The following is a 15,230-nucleotide window of genomic DNA, read 5'->3' on the forward strand; positions in this document are numbered from 1 at the left end:
CGTGACCGATGAGGAGAGCCATGACCGCCACCCGTGAGGCCGACCTGCCAGAAGGAGGGAAGCCCCTCCTCACCACCGTCGCGATCGGCGCCTCGTGCCTGGCGTTCGTGGTGATCGGCGCCCTCCAGGCGCTCTACGGTCCGGCGATCCCGGCCCTGCGGGACGAGTTCGGCATCAGCCCGGCCGTGGCCGGGCTCAGCCTCAGTGCCCACTTCGTAGGTGCCCTCCTCGGGGTGCTGATCTACCACCTCCTGCGGGGCCGCCTGAACAACCGGGTGCTGCTCGGCGGCTCCTACGTGCTCATGGCCGTCGGCGCGGCCGTCTTCGCCTTCTCCCCGAGCTGGGCGCTCGCGCTCGCCGGCACGTTCGTCATCGGCCTGGGCTTCGGCGGCATCGACTACGGCCTCAACCAGCTCTTCGCCGTCGGCTTCGGCCACCGCAGCACCGCCATGCTCAACCTGCTGAACGGACACTTCGGCATCGGCGCGATCGCCGGCCCCGCCCTGATCGGCTGGCTCGGGGCGGACAGCTACCCGGAGATCTTCATCGGCACCGGCGTGATCAGCCTGCTGATCCTCGTCACCCTCGGCGGGGTGGCCGCCCGGGAGCCCGCCCCCGTCCCCGCGGAGGGCGCCCCGGCAGGAGGCGCCCGGGTGCTTCCGATCATCGCGGTGTTCATCGGCGTCTACGTCCTGCACGTCGCCATCGAGACCGGCGTCGGCGGCTGGGAACCCACCCACCTCGAAGCGGTCGGGTACGGCGCCGCCACCGCCGCGACCGCGACCTCCGCCTACTGGGCCGCCATGACCATCGGCCGGTTCGTCGCCGCGCCGATCAGCCTGCGCTGGTCCGCGCCGTCGATCCTCCTCGTCTGCTGCGTCGGCATGGCCGGCTTCCTCCTCCTGGCGACGGTCCCGGCGCTCGCCCCGTACGCGTACTTCGGCGTCGGCCTGATGATCGCGCCGATCTTCCCGACCTGCCTGCCCTGGCTGAACCGCGCCGTACCCGGCGTCGGCGCCGCCGGTGCCTATGTGATCGCCGCCTCGATGATCGGCGGTGTGGCGTTCCCGCCCCTGCTGGGCGCCGTCATCGACACGATGGAGGTGAAGACGGTGCCGCTGCTGCTGTTCCTGCTCGCCGTCATCTGCGGCGTGCTGAGCCTGTGGCTGCGCCGCAACGCCCCCGACCCCGGTGGTGTGTCCGGCCCGCGCGACTCCGGGCGTACGGACGCCGTCACCACACCCTGAACCCGTAGAACGTGAGGAACCGAAGGATGAAAGCCGTCCTCTTCGACATGTTCGGTGTCATCGCACGTGTCCAGTCGCCCGCCTCCATGGCCGTCCTGGAACGCACGGTCGGCGGCGACCCCGACCGCTTCTGGGCGGCGTACTGGGCGCAGCGGCCGCCCTACGACCGCGGCGAGGTCACCGGGCCCGGCTACTGGCAGGCCGTCTGCGCGCAGCTGGGCATCCCGCTCGACCGGCGGCTGACCGAGGAGCTGACCGCCGCCGACCTCGCCAGCTGGAGCGAGATCGACCAGCGCACCGTGGACCTGCTCGGCCTCCTCGCCGGCCGGGGGATCGTGCTCGGCCTCCTCTCCAACATCCCGGAGGACCTGGCCGCCCGGTACGAGGCCACCCAGCCGTGGCTGGAGCGGTTCGCGGTCCGCGGTCTCTCCTGCCGGATCGGCAGCGCCAAGCCCGAACCCGCCGCCTACGAGTGGTGCGTCCGCGAGCTCGGACTGCCGCACGGGGAGATCCTGTTCGTCGACGACCGGGCCGAGAACGTGGACGCGGCCCGCCGACTCGGCCTCCAGGGGCACGTGTTCACCTCGCCCGAAGAGCTGTGGGTCACCCTGGAGGCGGCGTTGACGTGACGGCCCCGGCGCAGCTCTGCGCCCTGTGCGCCGCCGCGCCGCGAGACCAAGACGGGCCGGGGCCTCGCCGGGCTCCGCGGGGCTGCCCGTCGCGCGCGCCGCGACGGCCGTGTCCCGTTCCCTGAGCGGCTCCGCCGGCGCCTTCGTCTTTCCCGGCCAGTAAAACCGGATCGCAAGGGAGCAAAGAGATCTGCATCTCCAAATGGTCACTTGTCAGGCCGAGTTGGAATGTGATCAGATGAAAGAGAAGGCGCTGCCGCGAGATCCCTGTCTCCAACGGGTGAAGTATCCGGGCCGCCCCCACCGGCATCAAGCCGCCGTATCCGAATTCTTTTCCATTGGACGTGAGTTGCAATTCCGCCGTCCATTTTTCGACGCGTTGACGTCTCGAACGACCCGTGTGAGAGGGACCGATGGAAACCAAGGACGTTACCGAGCACATCTATTATCCCGTCAGCGACTACAAGATGGCGCGGGGTGAGGGTGTCTACCTCTACGACGAGGACGGCAAGAGCTACCTCGACTGCGCGTCGGCGACCTTCAACCTGAGCCTGGGATACTCCCACCCGGCCGTCGTCGCCGCGATGAAGGACCAGCTCGACAAGGTGGTCCACATCACCTCCTCCTATCAGAGCGATCCGGTCAACGGCCTGGTCCGGCGGCTGGTCGAGGTCTCCCCGGACAACCTGACGAAGGTGCACCCCAAGGTCTCGGGCGGCTCCGCCGCCAACGAGGGCGCCATCAAGATGGCCCAGATGGCCACCGGCAAGTCCGAGGTCATCACGCTGTTCCGCAGCCACGTGGGACAGACGATGATGATGACGTCGATGTCCGGCAACGCGTTCCGCCGCGAGCCGTTCCCCAACCTCTTTCCCGGCAGCCTCCAGGTTCCCGACCCGTACTGCTTCCGCTGCTTCTACGGGCAGAAGGAAGGCTCCTGCGGAATGATGTGCGTGGACCGGCTGGAGGACTTCGTCGACTACGCCAGCTCCGGCCGGGTCGCCGCCGTCCTCATCGAGCCGATCTCCGGAAACGGCGGCAACATCGTCCCGCCGGACGGCTACATGCAGAAACTGCGCGCCTTCTGCGACGAGCAGAACATCGCCCTCATATTCGACGAGATCCAGACGGGCATCGGCCGCACCGGCCACATGTTCGCGGCCCAGTACTTCGACGTCGAACCCGACGCCATCACCACCGCCAAGGGCCTCGGCGGATCGGGTGCGCAGGTCGCCGCCATCATCACCAACGAGCGGCTCGCCGGCCTCCCCGCGAACCACCACTCGTTCACCTACGGCGCCAACCTGCTGGCCGCCGCCGCGGCCAACGCCACCCTCGACATCGTGCGGCAGCCCGAATTCCTGGCGAACGTCACCCGCACGGGCGGCTACATCATGGAACGCCTCAACGACATGAAGCGCCGCTACCCGGAGATCGTCGACGTCCGCGGCGTAGGACTGATGATCGGCTTCGAGATCGCCGAAGCCGACGGCAAGCCCGCCGTGAAGCTCACCAACCACCTGGCCGCCAAGGCCATGGACCACGGCCTGATCCTGCGCACCTCGCGCTACGGCTACGGCAACGTCCTCAAGATCCGCCCGCCGCTGATTCTCACCATGGACCAGGCCGAGGAGATCTGCGACAACCTGGAGAACCTCTTCCTCACGGAGTTGGCCCGATGACCGCCGACAACCCGATGAAGCGGCTGCTCACCTCCCTCGGACAGCACGTCCGCGCCGAACTCCTCGCCTACGAGGCCACCGGCCGCGAGCGCAGCGTCCACGGCGACTCGCCCGGCGGCGACGCCCAGTTCGACGTCGACGAGGTGGCCGAGAAGGCCGTACTGGAGTACCTGCGCGAACACGCCCACGTCCCCGCGGCCCTCTACACCGAGGACGGCTCCTACGTGGAGCTCGCCCCCGAGCCGCAGATCCTCCTGGTCGTCGACCCGATCGACGGCACCCGTCCCACCTCGGCCGGTCTCGAAATGGGCATGGTGTCCATCGCGGCCGCCCCCTACCGCGACGGCAAGCCCACCCTCGCCGACGTCGATGCCGCCTGCCTGGTCGAGATCAAGAGCGGCGCATGGCTCTACGGCGACGACACCGACGGCCTCGACAGCGGCGGATTCGCCACCCCGGTCCCGAGGCTGAGCCGGAACACCGACCCGACCCACATGTTCTGGTCGATCGAGTTCAACGGCCACCCGATGGACCTGATGACCCAGGCCTACGGCCACCTCGTGGACAGTTCGGCCAACACCGGCGGCATCTTCGTCTTCAACAGCAGCACCTTCTCCATCTCCCGCATCATCACCGGCCAGCTCGACGCCTACGTCGACATCGGCAACCGCGTGCTGCGCGACCACCCGGACACCGAAGAGGCGTTCCTGCGGGTCGGCCGCGGCTCGATCCTCCACCTCTTCCCCTACGACATCGCCGCCGTCGTCTACCTCGCCCGGCAGGCCGGCGTCGTCATCACGGACGCCTTCGGCGACGACCTCGGCAGCACCTCCCTGGTGGACCTCGGCCCGATGAACCAGAAGTCCTGCATCGCCGCCGCCACCCCCGAACTCCACAAGCAGCTGCTCGACACCATCCGCTGGGACCTGGGTCGCGCCGCCGCCGCGCCCGTGAGGGAGGAATCATGAAGGCCCTGACGCTCACCGCCGACCGCACGCTCGCCCTCGTCGACCACCCCAAGCCGGAGCCGGTGGCCGCGGACGACATCGTCATCCGCGTCACCCAGAGCGGCATCTGCGGGACCGACCGCAGCGTCCTCGTCGGCAAGTTCCCGGCCGAGACCGGTGTCGTCATGGGCCACGAGGCCGTCGGCGTCGTCGACTCCACGGGCCCGGGCGTCACCCGCTTCGCCGTCGGCGACCGGGTCATCGTCAACCCGACCCTGTACTGCGGAAACTGCCCCACCTGCCTCGAAGGCCACTGGAACTTCTGCGGCCGCAAGGCCGGGACCGAGGTCGGACTGGACTACGACGGCTCCTTCGCCGAGTTCATCCGCCTCCCCGAGCTCTTCTGCCACGCGATCCCCGAGGACATGGACTTCGACCGCGCCGTCGTCGTCGAACCCCTCGCCTGCGCACTCAACAACATCGAGGCCGGCCGCCTGGCGGCCGGCGAGACCGCCGTCGTCGTCGGTGGCGGCCCCATGGGCGTGGTCACCGCCATGGCCGCCCAGCGCTACGGCGCCACGGTCCTCCTCGTCGAACCCGACCCGGTACGCGGCCGGCTCGGCCAGGAGATCTTCGACGCCCCCGAGTTCGGCGGCCGCGTCACCGTCCACACCCCGGACGACCCCGCCCTCACCGGACGCGGCGACCTCGTCGTCGACTCCGTGGGCAACCTCCTGGAGCAGAGCATCGGCTATGCCGCCGTGCGCGGCCGCGTCGTGGTCATGGGCTTCAACAGCAACGCCTCCGCCACCGTCCGGCCGCTCACCCTGCTCCAGCGCGGCCTGCAGATCATCGGCGCCGGCGACTACAACAGCAAGATCTTCCCCAAGGCCGTCGAGCTGGCCCGGCAGCTGCCGCTGGAGCGCGTGGTCACCCACCGCTTCGACCTCGCCGACCACGAGGAGGCGTTCAAGGCACTCGCCGCCGTCCCCGGCGCCGAGTACACCGCCCTGAAGGTCGTCCTCGTACCCCCGCACGACGGAGCGGCCGCATGAGCCCCGCCCCGCGCACCGCACTCGCCGGAGCGCTCGTCCCCGGCACCACCCGGCCCGTCGTCGTCGGCGAGTACCCGTACTACCGGGCCGCCCCCGCCCACTGGGCCGCCGACCTGCGCGAACTGCGTGCCCTCGGCGTGGACGTCGTCTCCTGCTACGTCCCGTGGCGCTTCCACGAGACCGGCGATCCGCTCCCCGGCGCACCAGGCGACCGCTCCGCGCAGGGCGACCGCCCCGCGCAGGGCGGCCCCTCCTTCGACTTCACCGGGAAGACCGACCCGCAGCGCGACATCGTCGGACTGCTGGAACTGGCCGCCGCCGCCGGGCTGGGCGTCCTCCTCAAGCCCGGCCCCTTCATCCACGCCGAGGTCCAGCTCGGCGGGCTGCCCGACCGTCTCTGCGGCCCCGGGCACACCCCCTACCAGGGGCTGGACGGCACCGTCCTCACCTCCCAGGGCAAGCCGCTGCCCAGCCTCCTCGACCCTGCCGTCCATGCCGAGACCGAGACCTGGCTGAAGGCCGTCGCCGACGAGGTCGTCGCCGGGGCCGCCGCCCCCGACGGCCCCGTCGTCGCCCTCCAGCTCGGCAACGAGGGCACCTGCGGCGACGCCCACCTCCCCGTCGACGCCCAGGACGCCTCGCCGGCCGCCCGCCGGGCCTTCGCCCGCTGGCTGACCGGGCGCGGCCTGCCCGACGAGGCCGCCCTCGCCACCGAGGACGTCACCCGGTGGACCAGCGCCACGCGACAGCAGTGGTCCCGGTGGTCCGGGCACGCCATCGTCGGCCTGTGGGACCGGATCTCCGCGCTCTTCCCCGAAGGCCCGGCCCGGCTGGCCAACGTCCCCCTCACCGGGGTCACCGCACCGCGCGCCGCCCTCGACGCCTGGGCCGCCCGGCAGCGCGCCGTCCAGGGCTCCGGGTACTTCGTCGGCCACACCGAATGGATCGGCAACCCGGCCCGGGAGACCGCCGCCTTCGGCTCCCACCTGGCCGGGATCCTCCTCGGCGGTACCGACGTGGTCGAGGCGAACTGGGGGTTCACCTGGACCGACGAGTCCTTCGCCCGGCCGGCGACCCCCGTCTTCAACGCCCTGCTGGCCCTCCTGCTGGGCTCCACCACCGTCAGCGTCTACACCGCCTGCGCCACGGAGAACTGGGGCCCGCTGGTCGACATGGACCCCGACGGGCTGCGTGCCGACGGGGTGGATCCCGCCCTGCACGCACCGCCGTACACCCCGGGCGCACCGCTCGCCGAGGGCGGTGCCCGCCAGGCGAACGCCCAGGGCCTGAAGCTGCTGGCCGTGTTCCTCGACCGCTTCGGCGACCTGCTGTCCGGCTCCGTCCTGGACCGCGACGCGGTGGTCCTCGTCGACCGGGCCCTGCCCGAGGCCGGCGCCTGGCAGCGCACCGGCCCCACCGTCCTCGCGGAACTCGCGGACGCCGTGCACCGCCAACTGGCCGACTCCGGACGGTTGATCGGGCTCGGCTGGCTCGACGAGCGGCCGGCGCCCGCCGCCGACGGCACCCCCGTCCCCGTCGCCGTGCTGCGCGCCGGGCACCCCGACGGTGACGGCCCCGGCGAACTGACGCTCCCGGCCGGCGAGTCCGCGGACGGCGCGGCCGCCGCGTTCCTCGCCTCGTTCGCCGCCGCGCTCCCGGCACCGGCCGGCCCGCGCTGGAACACGGCGCACGGCAGGGCCCGCGTCCTGAGCCGGTCCGGCCCCGACGGCGTCCGCGTCATCGGCGCCTTCAACCCCACCGACGCCGACGACCGGGTCACCGGCACCGACGCCGACGACCGGGTCACCGGCACCGGCACCGGCGGCGGCTGGACGCTGGACCTGCCCGCCGGTTCCGCCGCGGTCCTCGTCACGCGCGACGGTGCACTCGCGGGTTGGCTCGCCACCCCCGAGGAGCCGTCCGCCACCCCCGTCGCCCTCCTCTGGGGCGGCGAGCAGGCCGACGCCATGCGCGTCCGGGCCTCCTGAGAACCCGGGCGGCGGGGGAGCGTACCTGACAGCGCGCCCCCCGCCGCCCGGCCCCACCCGCCCGCGGTCCCTCCCCGGTGGCGGTCCCACTGCCGGCTCCGCCGGACCGCGGTGCCGCGACGGGCTCCGCCTGACGGGCCCTTCCTCTCCCCCCACTTGCTGGGCGGGGGCGGCCTGGACGCGGCCGGGGCGGGCCTGGTCGTCACCGCCTTCGGGGCCGGCGCCCTCGCCGCGGACCTGGCCGCCGGACGGCTCCTCGGCCGGCTGCAGAGCTGGCGCTCGCCACCCTCGTGCGGACGGCCGGGAGATCGTCGTCTTCCCCGGACTGCTCGACTACGTCAGCAGGCTCTCCGGACCGGCCGCCGACCGCACCATGGGCCTGTTCTCCGGCGGCGTCGGCCTGGCCTTCATCGCGGCCCCGTGGGCGGCCGCCGGAGCGGCGGTCTGCGCCGCCTGCCTGCTGCTGCCCGCCGCCCGCACCCACCCGTACACCTGGCACAAGGAGGAACCGTGCACAAGCGTGACCTGACCCCCTTCATCGGCGTCGAGTACACCGGACTCACCCACACCGGACTCACCCGCCCCGAGGTCTTCGCCGACGTCGTCGACTCCCTGCACCAGCGCGATCTCGTCGTCGTCCGCGGCATCGATCTCACCCCCCCCCAGCAGCAGATCGGCATCGCCGCCCGCATCGGCCGGCCCGTCCCCTCCCCGCTCGCCGACTGGCGCCACCCCGAGTTCGCCGAGATCCTCGTCTCGTCCAACGAGCGCAAGGCCGGCCGGCCGATCGGGATCGAGCGGGTCGGCCACTTCTGGCACCAGGACTCCTCCTTCGACGCCGACCCCTGCGCCTACACCGTGCTGCACGGCGTCCTTGTGCCCGAGGGGCACGGCCAGACCGTCTTCGCGAGCGCCGCCGACGTCTACGACCGGCTGCCCGAGGACTGGCGCGACCTGCTGTGGGACCGCATCGGGCTGCACACCCTCACCAAGCAGCAGCGCATCGCCCCCGAGCACGTGGGCCTGTCGATCGCCGAGGTGCGCGCCCTCGTCGCCCGCCAGTACCCGGCCGTCGAACACCCCGTCGTCCGCCGCGACCCGCACACCGGCCGCCGCTTCCTGTACGGCGCCCGCGCCTACATGGACCGGGTCGTGGGCCTCGACGCCAACGAGAACGAGGAGTTCTTCGACCTCGTCGACACCCTCCTGGCCGACCCCGACCGGACGTACACCCACCAGTGGACCCCGCACGACCTGCTGCTGTGGAAGTCCGCCACCACCTACCACGTCGCCACCGACCTGCCGCCCGGCGTATCCCGGACCGTCCACCGCGTCAGCGCCGCCGCCGCGTGAGCACGCCCCGCCGCCGCGCCGACCGGCGCGGACGTCGTGCACCTGCGGAGCACGCTCGTCGAGTTCCCGGACTGCGTACCCCCGCCGGACCTGCGCCCGTACCCGGCCGACGCGGTCCAGGACGCGGCCGACACCCCGCCCGCACGGTGAAGGAGCCGGCCTCCTAGCCGGGACATCTTCGGCCGGTACAACGACGAGTTGCTCGCCCAGTCCTTCCTGGACGGCACCGAGTACATCGTGGACGTCATCAGGGGCCCCGGCGGCGCACGGCGCGTGTGCGGCGTCCGGCGCTACGACAAGACCGCGTACGGGCTCGCCGGCGTGCGCATCGGGTACTGCGTGGCGGCGCCGGCCGTGGTGTCCGCCGTCCACAAGGTGTCCGTCCCCTTCGCGGTCAGCCGGCTCGCCCAGGCGGCGGCCCTCGCCGTACTCGACCGCCCCGAGGAGGTGCGCGCGCTCCGCGGCGACCGTCCGCGAACGGCAGCGGCTGCAGACCCTGTTGACGCGCCACGGCCACCCGGTGACCCCCTCGCAGGCCAACTCCGTGTGGCTGCCCCTGGGGGAGGAGGCCGCCGATTTCGCCGACTTCTGCGCCCGCCACGGAGTGCTCGTGCGGACCTTCCCCGGGGACGGCGTCCGCGTCACCGTCGGGCTGCCGGAGGAGAACGACGCCTTCCTCTCGGCGGCCGACCGCTACCGGTCCGGCGCCCGCCAGGCACTCGGGCCGTGCGGGTCATGACTCCTCTACGAGCGCCGCCGGCCGATCTGGCGGGTACCCGCGCTGCGGGCCAAGACCTGGGAGCGCTACCGGCGGATCACCGAGGCCTCACCCCGCTCGTGGCCGAGCGCATGGGAGTCGGAGAGGACGGCCTCGGCGTGCGCACCCTCGCCGCGACCTGTGTCGCGGTCGCCGGAGCCGCGACGGAGAGATGGGTCGATACGGGCGGCAAGGAGGAGCCGGCCGATCTGGTCGATCAGGCCTTCGCCTCCGTGCAGTCCTCCTGGCAGCTCTGAAGAAGCCGGCCGGCACGCGGAAATGAAGGAGCGTACGGGAAATGAGCGGTAACTTACGGAAGGGTCCCGGGCACGGGTCCTCATCCCTCCAACGGGCGGATCCGCCGCTTCGTTCCGTGCCCCGGAACCATTTCCCGCGTCGGCCCCTCGGTCTGCGCGTTCCACTCGCCGCACACCGCGCCCGCACTCCGACGTCCTCACCCGGCGAACTCCGGGACCGGACCGCAGGAGCTGTTCCATCGACGCCATCGCACGCCAGTGCGCACGAATGACGGAGGACGAGGGCCACATGAACATCCCCCACCTGATGCGAGCCGCCGAAGAGCGCCTGCGCTCCGAGGGCCGCTACATCCTCCCGCGCTTCACCGAGCGCACCTCGCAGGGCAGTCGCGAGTACGACCCGTACTCCAAGCTCTTCGAGGAGCGGATCATCTTCCTCGGTACGCCGATCGACGACACGTCCGCGAACGACATCATGGCCCAGCTCATGTGTCTGGAGTCCATGGACCCGGACCGCGACATCTCGCTCTACATCAACTCGCCCGGCGGCTCGTTCACCGCGCTGACGGCGGTCTACGACACGATGCGGTACGTGCTCCCCGACATATCGACCGTCTGCATGGGCCAGGCGGCCTCGTCCGCCGTGGTACTCCTGGCGGCGGGCACCCCCGGCAAGCGGATGGCGCTGCCCAGTGCCCGGCTGCTCATCCGCCAGCCCTCCATCGAGGGCGGGCGCGGTCAGGTGTCCGATCTGGAGATCCAGGCACGCGAGATCCTGCGGATGCGCGAGCAGTTGGAGATGATGCTGGCCGCCCATTCCCACCACGGCATCGAGCGGATCCGCGAGGACCTCGAGCGCGACAAGATCCTGACCGCGCGCGAGGCCGTGGTGTACGGACTCGTGGACCACGTCGTCGGACCGCGCGTCAGCCGGCTGGGCTGAGCGGTCGCGGGCGCGCTCGCGGGCGCGCTCGTGACCGGTGGCCCTGATCTCAGCCCGGGACGGCCTTGGCCCAGTTGCGGTTGACGGTCCTGCGCGCCTTCTCCCGCTGCTCCTCCGTCGGAAACGTCGGCGTGCCCTCGACCGTCGGCAGATTCTCCGCGGCAGCCTTGTCGAGGGTGCCGTCCTCCCTCATGGCTTCCATGAGGACGGGGCGCGCGTAGGCGCCGAGCCGGAGGTTCTGGCCCTCCGGGCTGAAGACGTACTCCTGCCACAGACGTGCCGCCGCGGGGTGCGGGGCGTCCTTGTTCACCCCGTTGGCGTAGTACTCGGCGAAGCTGCCGTCGAAGGGGATGGCGGTCCGCCAGTCGACGTCCGCGCCCTTCTCGCGGAACTGGTCGGCGTATTCGAGGTTGAGGAAGTCCCAGTCGATGCTGATCGGGGTCTGGCCCTTCGCGATCGTCTCCGGTGAGGATGCGACCGGGATGAAGTTGCCGTTCTTGCTGAGCTCGGCGAAGAAGTCGATGCCCGGCTGGATGTTGTCGAAGGACCCCCCGTTCGCCAGGGCCGCCGCGTACACGCCGGCGAAGGCGGAGCCGGACCTGGTGGGGTCGCCGTTGAGCGAGACCTGGCCCTTGTACTCGGGCTTGCGCAGATCGGCGAAGGTCGACGGGCAGGTCTTCACCCGCTTGGCGTCACAGCCGATCGAGATGTACCCGCCGTAGTTGTTGTACCAGCGGGCGTGCTTGTCCTTCTGTTCCTCGGGGATCTGGTCGAACGCGGCGACCTCGTACGGAGCGAGCAGGCCCTGCCGGGCCGCCGACTGGGCGAACGAGCCCCCCACGTCGATCACGTCGGGGGCGCGGCCGTCGGGCCTGTGCTCCTTCAGGGCGTTGATCTCGTCCTGGCTGGTGCCTTCCGGGTTCTCCACCCTGACCTTGATCCCGTACTTCTTCTCGAAGCCGTCGATCAGTGCGCCGTAATTGGCCCAGTCGCGGGGGAGGGCGATCGTATTGAGCGAGCCCTCCTTCTTCGCCGCCGCGGTCAGTGCCGCCATGCCGCCGGCGTCCGCGGCGGAGGTGGCCACCGCGGGTGCCCTGGGTGCGGCGACAGGCTTGTCTCCGCAGGCGCCGAGGGGCGCCGCCGCGAGGGCCAGGAGGGCGGCGACGAAGGCTGTCCGGAGACGGGGTGCGGGCACAAAGGCTCCATAACGGGCGGTCGCGTACCGATCGAGGCCAGCGTACGTTCGGCAGCCCCGGCGGCGCAGTCCCGGGCCGTGGTGTCCGCGGTCTTCCCTGCGGCTGTCGTAGCGGTGCGTTCTCAGAACCCTTCGTCGTCCCAGGCGGCCAGGAGCGCCTCCCCGAGGTCCGGCGAGGCCGGTGCGTCCCCCTCGTGGAGCGCCTGCTCGCTCCAGATGATCTTGCCGCGGGCGGTGTAGCGGGTGCCCCAGCGCTCGGCGAACTGCGCGACGAGGAACAGGCCGCGGCCGCCCTCGTCGGTGTCCGCCGCCCGGCGCAGGTGCGGGGAGGTGCTGGACCCGTCGGAGACCTCGCAGACCAGGCAGCGGTCGTACAGCAGCCGCACCCGGATGGGCTCGGTGCCATAGCGCACGGCGTTGGTCATCAGCTCGCTGAGGATGAGTTCCGTGGTGAACGAGATGTCCTCCAGGCCCCACTCCGCCAGCCGGCGGGCACACGCGTTGCGCACCGGGGACACGGCCGCGGGGTCGGGTTCCACGTCCCATTCGGCGATCCGCGCCGGATCCAGCAGGCGGGTGCGGGCCACCAGCAGCGCGACGTCGTCGCTGGGCTTGGAGGGCAGCATTGCGTCGATCACCGCGGTGCAGGTCTCCTCCGGGGTGCGGGCGGGCCCGGACAGGGCGGCCCGCAGCGCTGCCAGGCCGGCGTCCGGATCACGGTCGCGGCTCTCGATCAGCCCGTCGGTGAAGAGCGCCAGCCGGGAGCCCTCGGGCAGGGTGAGCGCCATGGTCTCCATGGGAAGACCCGCGCCCAGGCCCAGCGGCGGGGAGACCGGCACCTCGGGGAAGGACACGGTCCCGTCGGGGCCGACGAGAGCGGGGCCCGGGTGCCCGGCGGAGGCGGCGGTCACCTGCCCCGAGACGGGGTCGTAGATGGCGCACAGGCAGGTGGCTCCGGTGATCCCCTGCCACTCCTGGCCGTCGGCGTCGATGTGCGCGACCAGCTCGTCCAGGTGGCTCAGGAGTTCGTCCGGGGGCAGGTCGAGGGTGGAGAAGTTGTACACGGCGGTGCGCAGCCGGCCCATGGTGGCGGCGGCGTGGAGACCGTGGCCGACGACGTCGCCGACCACCAGGGCCACCCGGGTGCCCGGCAGCGGGATGACATCGAACCAGTCACCGCCCACCCCGGCCTGCGCGGCCAGATAGCGGTGCGCGACCTCGACGGCGGACTGCTCCGGCACGCCCCGGGGCAGCAGGCTGCGCTGCAGGGTCACGGCCATGTCGTGCTCGCGGGTGTAGCGGCGGGCATTGTCGACGGACAGTGCCGCCCGGGCGGTCAGCTCCTCGACGAAGGACACGTCCTCCCCGTCGAACGGCGGGGAGTCCTGCCCCCGCCAGTAGCCGACCATGCCCAGCACCACGCCCCGGGCGCGCAGGGGCACGACGATCAGCGAGTGGATGCCGCGGTCCAGGATCTCCAGGGCGTTGGCCTGGTGCTGGGCCCGCCAGCGGTGGGTGGCGCGCAGGTCCGCCTCCAGGACCGCACGGCCGCCGTTCAGCCCGGAGGCCATGGGTCCGGTGGGCCCGAACCGGATCAGCTCGCCGACGGGTGAGAGCGGGTGGTCGCCCTGAAGACCGACGACGGCGGTGCGGCGCATCTCCGTGATCACCTCGGGCGGCTCCTCGCCGCGCAGCACCGGGTCCAGCAGGTCGACGGTGACCACGTCGGCGAACCGCGGGACCGCCGCCTCCGCCAGCTCCTCCGCGGTGCGCTCCACGTTCAGCGTCGTGCCGACCTGCACCCCCGCGTCGTACAGCAGCTTCAGCCGCTCGCGAGCCACCTCGGCCCGGCCGGCGAGTGCCCGCAGCTCGGTGGTGTCGCGCAGGGTGACGACGGTCCCGGCCTTCCCGTAGGGGGCCGTGGGCCGGATGTTCACGGCCAGCAGCCGATCGGCCGCCATGTGCAGCTCGTCGGTCGCGGAACGGCCCGACGCCATCGGGCCGGCGATCCCCTCCTCCAGACCCAGGTCCGTGACGGGGAGCCCTTCCGCGTCCGCCGGCAGATCCAGCAGCCGCCGCGCCTCGTCATTGGCCAGCAGCAGCCGTCCGCCGCCGCCGATGATCAGTACGCCCTCGCGCACCGCGTGCAGCACCGCGTCGTGGTGCTCGTACATGCTGGTCATCTCGGCCGGTCCCAGGCCGTGGGTCCGGCGCAGCAGCCGGCGGCTCACCAGAGCCGTCCCGCCCGCCGACAGGGCGAGCACGGCGGCAGCGGTGCCGAGGACGACCGGCAGCTGCCCGTTCACCATGCTCTGGACGTTCTGGACCGTGACCGGGGAGGAGACGATGGCGATGACTTTCCCGTCGGCGTCCTTGACGGGGACCACCGAGACCACGGACTGCCCCAGGGACCCGGCGAACGTCTCGGTGAAGGACTTGCCGGCCGCCGCCTCGGCGAAGGGGCCGACGACGCGCTTGCCGATCTGCCGCGGGTCACTGTGGGCGAGGGTGACCCCGTCGAGTGTGTACACGTTGATCCCGTCGACCCCGGCGATCTTCCCAGCTGCCTGGGCGCTCGGCTGAAGCACCGCGCTGGGGTGGGGGCTGCGCACGGCGGCGACGATCCCCGGAGACTCCGCGAACGCTCCGGCGGCGGCGAGGGTACGGTGCCGGGCGTCCAGCATGGCGGAACTCCGGGCCTGCACGACGAGCGCCACGACCGCGGCGGCGACGAGAAGGATCACGACGGCCAGCTGCAGGAGGAACACCTCGCCGGCCACGCTGCGCACGCTCAGCAGGGAGGAAAGACGCTGTGGCCGCCGCGCCCTTCCCTTGGCGGGTGGGGCGTGATCCTGACGCTCCTGGCGGTGCCCTGAGCGACGAGGCCGAGGGCGAGCGGAGGAGCTCATGGCCGAACCGAGCAGCCGGCGCCGGAGTGCTCCCGGATTTTGCTCATAATCCATCTTCCAACCTCTGCGGGCCGTCGGCAGCGGGGCAGACCCGGGGACGGCCGACCGGGACGCGAACGCTCGTGGTCCGCGGAGACCGCCCTGGCCCTGTGGAGATCAGCCAGGCGTGTCCCGTGGCGGCCTCCGGAGTCCGTGCCGGCCGCGAAGGGACACGGGCCTCCCCTCGCGCTTCCGGTCGGCGCGCAGGTGGCGAGGTCACCCTCGGTAC

At 72.0% G+C, this 15,230-nt stretch carries 12 protein-coding genes and 2 pseudogenes; 12 read left to right on the top strand and 2 right to left on the bottom strand.

The window, feature by feature from the left end:
- Nucleotides 1-20 precede the first annotated feature (20 nt).
- The 12 genes and pseudogenes from ACFY04_RS16580 (at nt 21) to ACFY04_RS16635 (ending at nt 10,858) form a co-directional block, all read left to right on the top strand.
- The gene (locus ACFY04_RS16580; RefSeq protein ID WP_389117243.1) at nt 21-1,247 is read left to right on the top strand and encodes an MFS transporter; all 1,227 of its coding nucleotides are present in this window, start codon (nt 21-23) and stop codon (nt 1,245-1,247) included.
- Nucleotides 1,248-1,273: 26 nt separating this feature from the next.
- A complete protein-coding gene (locus ACFY04_RS16585; RefSeq protein ID WP_389117244.1) occupies nt 1,274-1,876 on the top strand; it encodes an HAD family hydrolase in 603 nt (200 codons plus the stop codon).
- A 413-nt stretch (nt 1,877-2,289) separates the two neighbouring features.
- Nucleotides 2,290-3,558, top strand: a complete 1,269-nt coding sequence (locus tag ACFY04_RS16590) for an aspartate aminotransferase family protein (RefSeq protein WP_389117246.1) — start codon at nt 2,290-2,292, stop codon at nt 3,556-3,558.
- On the top strand, nt 3,555-4,526 hold the full coding sequence (locus ACFY04_RS16595; RefSeq protein ID WP_389117249.1) for an inositol monophosphatase family protein: 972 nt from the start codon (nt 3,555-3,557) through the stop codon (nt 4,524-4,526). The genes ACFY04_RS16590 and ACFY04_RS16595 overlap by 4 nt, the downstream gene beginning before the upstream one ends.
- Nucleotides 4,523-5,560, top strand: a complete 1,038-nt coding sequence (locus tag ACFY04_RS16600; protein ID WP_389117250.1) for a zinc-binding dehydrogenase — start codon at nt 4,523-4,525, stop codon at nt 5,558-5,560. Before ACFY04_RS16595 ends, ACFY04_RS16600 begins: the two co-directional genes overlap by 4 nt.
- The gene (locus ACFY04_RS16605) at nt 5,557-7,548 is read left to right on the top strand and encodes a beta-galactosidase (RefSeq protein ID WP_389117252.1); all 1,992 of its coding nucleotides are present in this window, start codon (nt 5,557-5,559) and stop codon (nt 7,546-7,548) included. The genes ACFY04_RS16600 and ACFY04_RS16605 overlap by 4 nt, the downstream gene beginning before the upstream one ends.
- Nucleotides 7,549-7,921: 373 nt before the next feature.
- Nucleotides 7,922-8,077, top strand: coding sequence for a hypothetical protein (locus tag ACFY04_RS16610; protein WP_389117254.1), 156 nt, complete (start codon nt 7,922-7,924; stop codon nt 8,075-8,077).
- Entirely contained in the window at nt 8,059-8,901 is an 843-nt protein-coding gene (locus ACFY04_RS16615; protein WP_389117257.1) for a TauD/TfdA dioxygenase family protein, read from the top strand. The genes ACFY04_RS16610 and ACFY04_RS16615 overlap by 19 nt, the downstream gene beginning before the upstream one ends.
- Nucleotides 8,902-9,174: 273 nt before the next feature.
- Nucleotides 9,175-9,342 (top strand): annotated as a pseudogene (locus tag ACFY04_RS16620) (aminotransferase class I/II-fold pyridoxal phosphate-dependent enzyme); the annotation flags it as partial.
- Nucleotides 9,343-9,421: 79 nt separating this feature from the next.
- Entirely contained in the window at nt 9,422-9,640 is a 219-nt protein-coding gene (locus ACFY04_RS16625) for a hypothetical protein (protein WP_389117384.1), read from the top strand.
- 95 nt (nt 9,641-9,735) lie between these two features.
- Nucleotides 9,736-9,915, top strand: a pseudogene (locus tag ACFY04_RS16630) (hypothetical protein); the annotation flags it as partial.
- Nucleotides 9,916-10,204: 289 nt separating this feature from the next.
- Nucleotides 10,205-10,858: an ATP-dependent Clp protease proteolytic subunit gene (locus ACFY04_RS16635; protein WP_389117258.1), complete on the top strand. Its 654-nt coding sequence runs from the start codon at nt 10,205-10,207 to the stop codon at nt 10,856-10,858.
- A gap of 49 nt (nt 10,859-10,907) precedes the next feature.
- On the opposite strand, the gene ACFY04_RS16640 is transcribed toward ACFY04_RS16635, so the two are convergent.
- Nucleotides 10,908-12,053: an ABC transporter substrate-binding protein gene (locus ACFY04_RS16640; RefSeq protein WP_389117260.1), complete on the bottom strand. Its 1,146-nt coding sequence runs from the start codon at nt 12,051-12,053 to the stop codon at nt 10,908-10,910.
- Nucleotides 12,054-12,175: 122 nt separating this feature from the next.
- Entirely contained in the window at nt 12,176-14,962 is a 2,787-nt protein-coding gene (locus ACFY04_RS16645) for a SpoIIE family protein phosphatase (RefSeq protein ID WP_389117262.1), read from the bottom strand.
- Between the last annotated feature and the right edge of the window lie 268 nt (nt 14,963-15,230).

The organism is Streptomyces sp. NPDC001549 (assembly GCF_042894025.1).
Lineage (GTDB): Bacteria > Actinomycetota > Actinomycetes > Streptomycetales > Streptomycetaceae > Streptomyces > Streptomyces kutzneri.

What these genes read in the sequence shown, in the direction of transcription:
- ACFY04_RS16580 (WP_389117243.1), top strand. Translation starts at nt 21, where the DNA reads ATGACCGCCACCCGTGAGGCCGACCTGCCAGAAGGAGGGAAGCCCCTC.
- ACFY04_RS16585 (WP_389117244.1), top strand. Translation starts at nt 1,274, where the DNA reads ATGAAAGCCGTCCTCTTCGACATGTTCGGTGTCATCGCACGTGTCCAG.
- ACFY04_RS16590 (WP_389117246.1), top strand. Translation starts at nt 2,290, where the DNA reads ATGGAAACCAAGGACGTTACCGAGCACATCTATTATCCCGTCAGCGAC.
- ACFY04_RS16595 (WP_389117249.1), top strand. Translation starts at nt 3,555, where the DNA reads ATGACCGCCGACAACCCGATGAAGCGGCTGCTCACCTCCCTCGGACAG.
- ACFY04_RS16600 (WP_389117250.1), top strand. Translation starts at nt 4,523, where the DNA reads ATGAAGGCCCTGACGCTCACCGCCGACCGCACGCTCGCCCTCGTCGAC.
- ACFY04_RS16605 (WP_389117252.1), top strand. Translation starts at nt 5,557, where the DNA reads ATGAGCCCCGCCCCGCGCACCGCACTCGCCGGAGCGCTCGTCCCCGGC.
- ACFY04_RS16610 (WP_389117254.1), top strand. Translation starts at nt 7,922, where the DNA reads ATGGGCCTGTTCTCCGGCGGCGTCGGCCTGGCCTTCATCGCGGCCCCG.
- ACFY04_RS16635 (WP_389117258.1), top strand. Translation starts at nt 10,205, where the DNA reads ATGAACATCCCCCACCTGATGCGAGCCGCCGAAGAGCGCCTGCGCTCC.
- ACFY04_RS16645 (WP_389117262.1), bottom strand. Translation starts at nt 14,962, where the DNA reads ATGAGCTCCTCCGCTCGCCCTCGGCCTCGTCGCTCAGGGCACCGCCAG.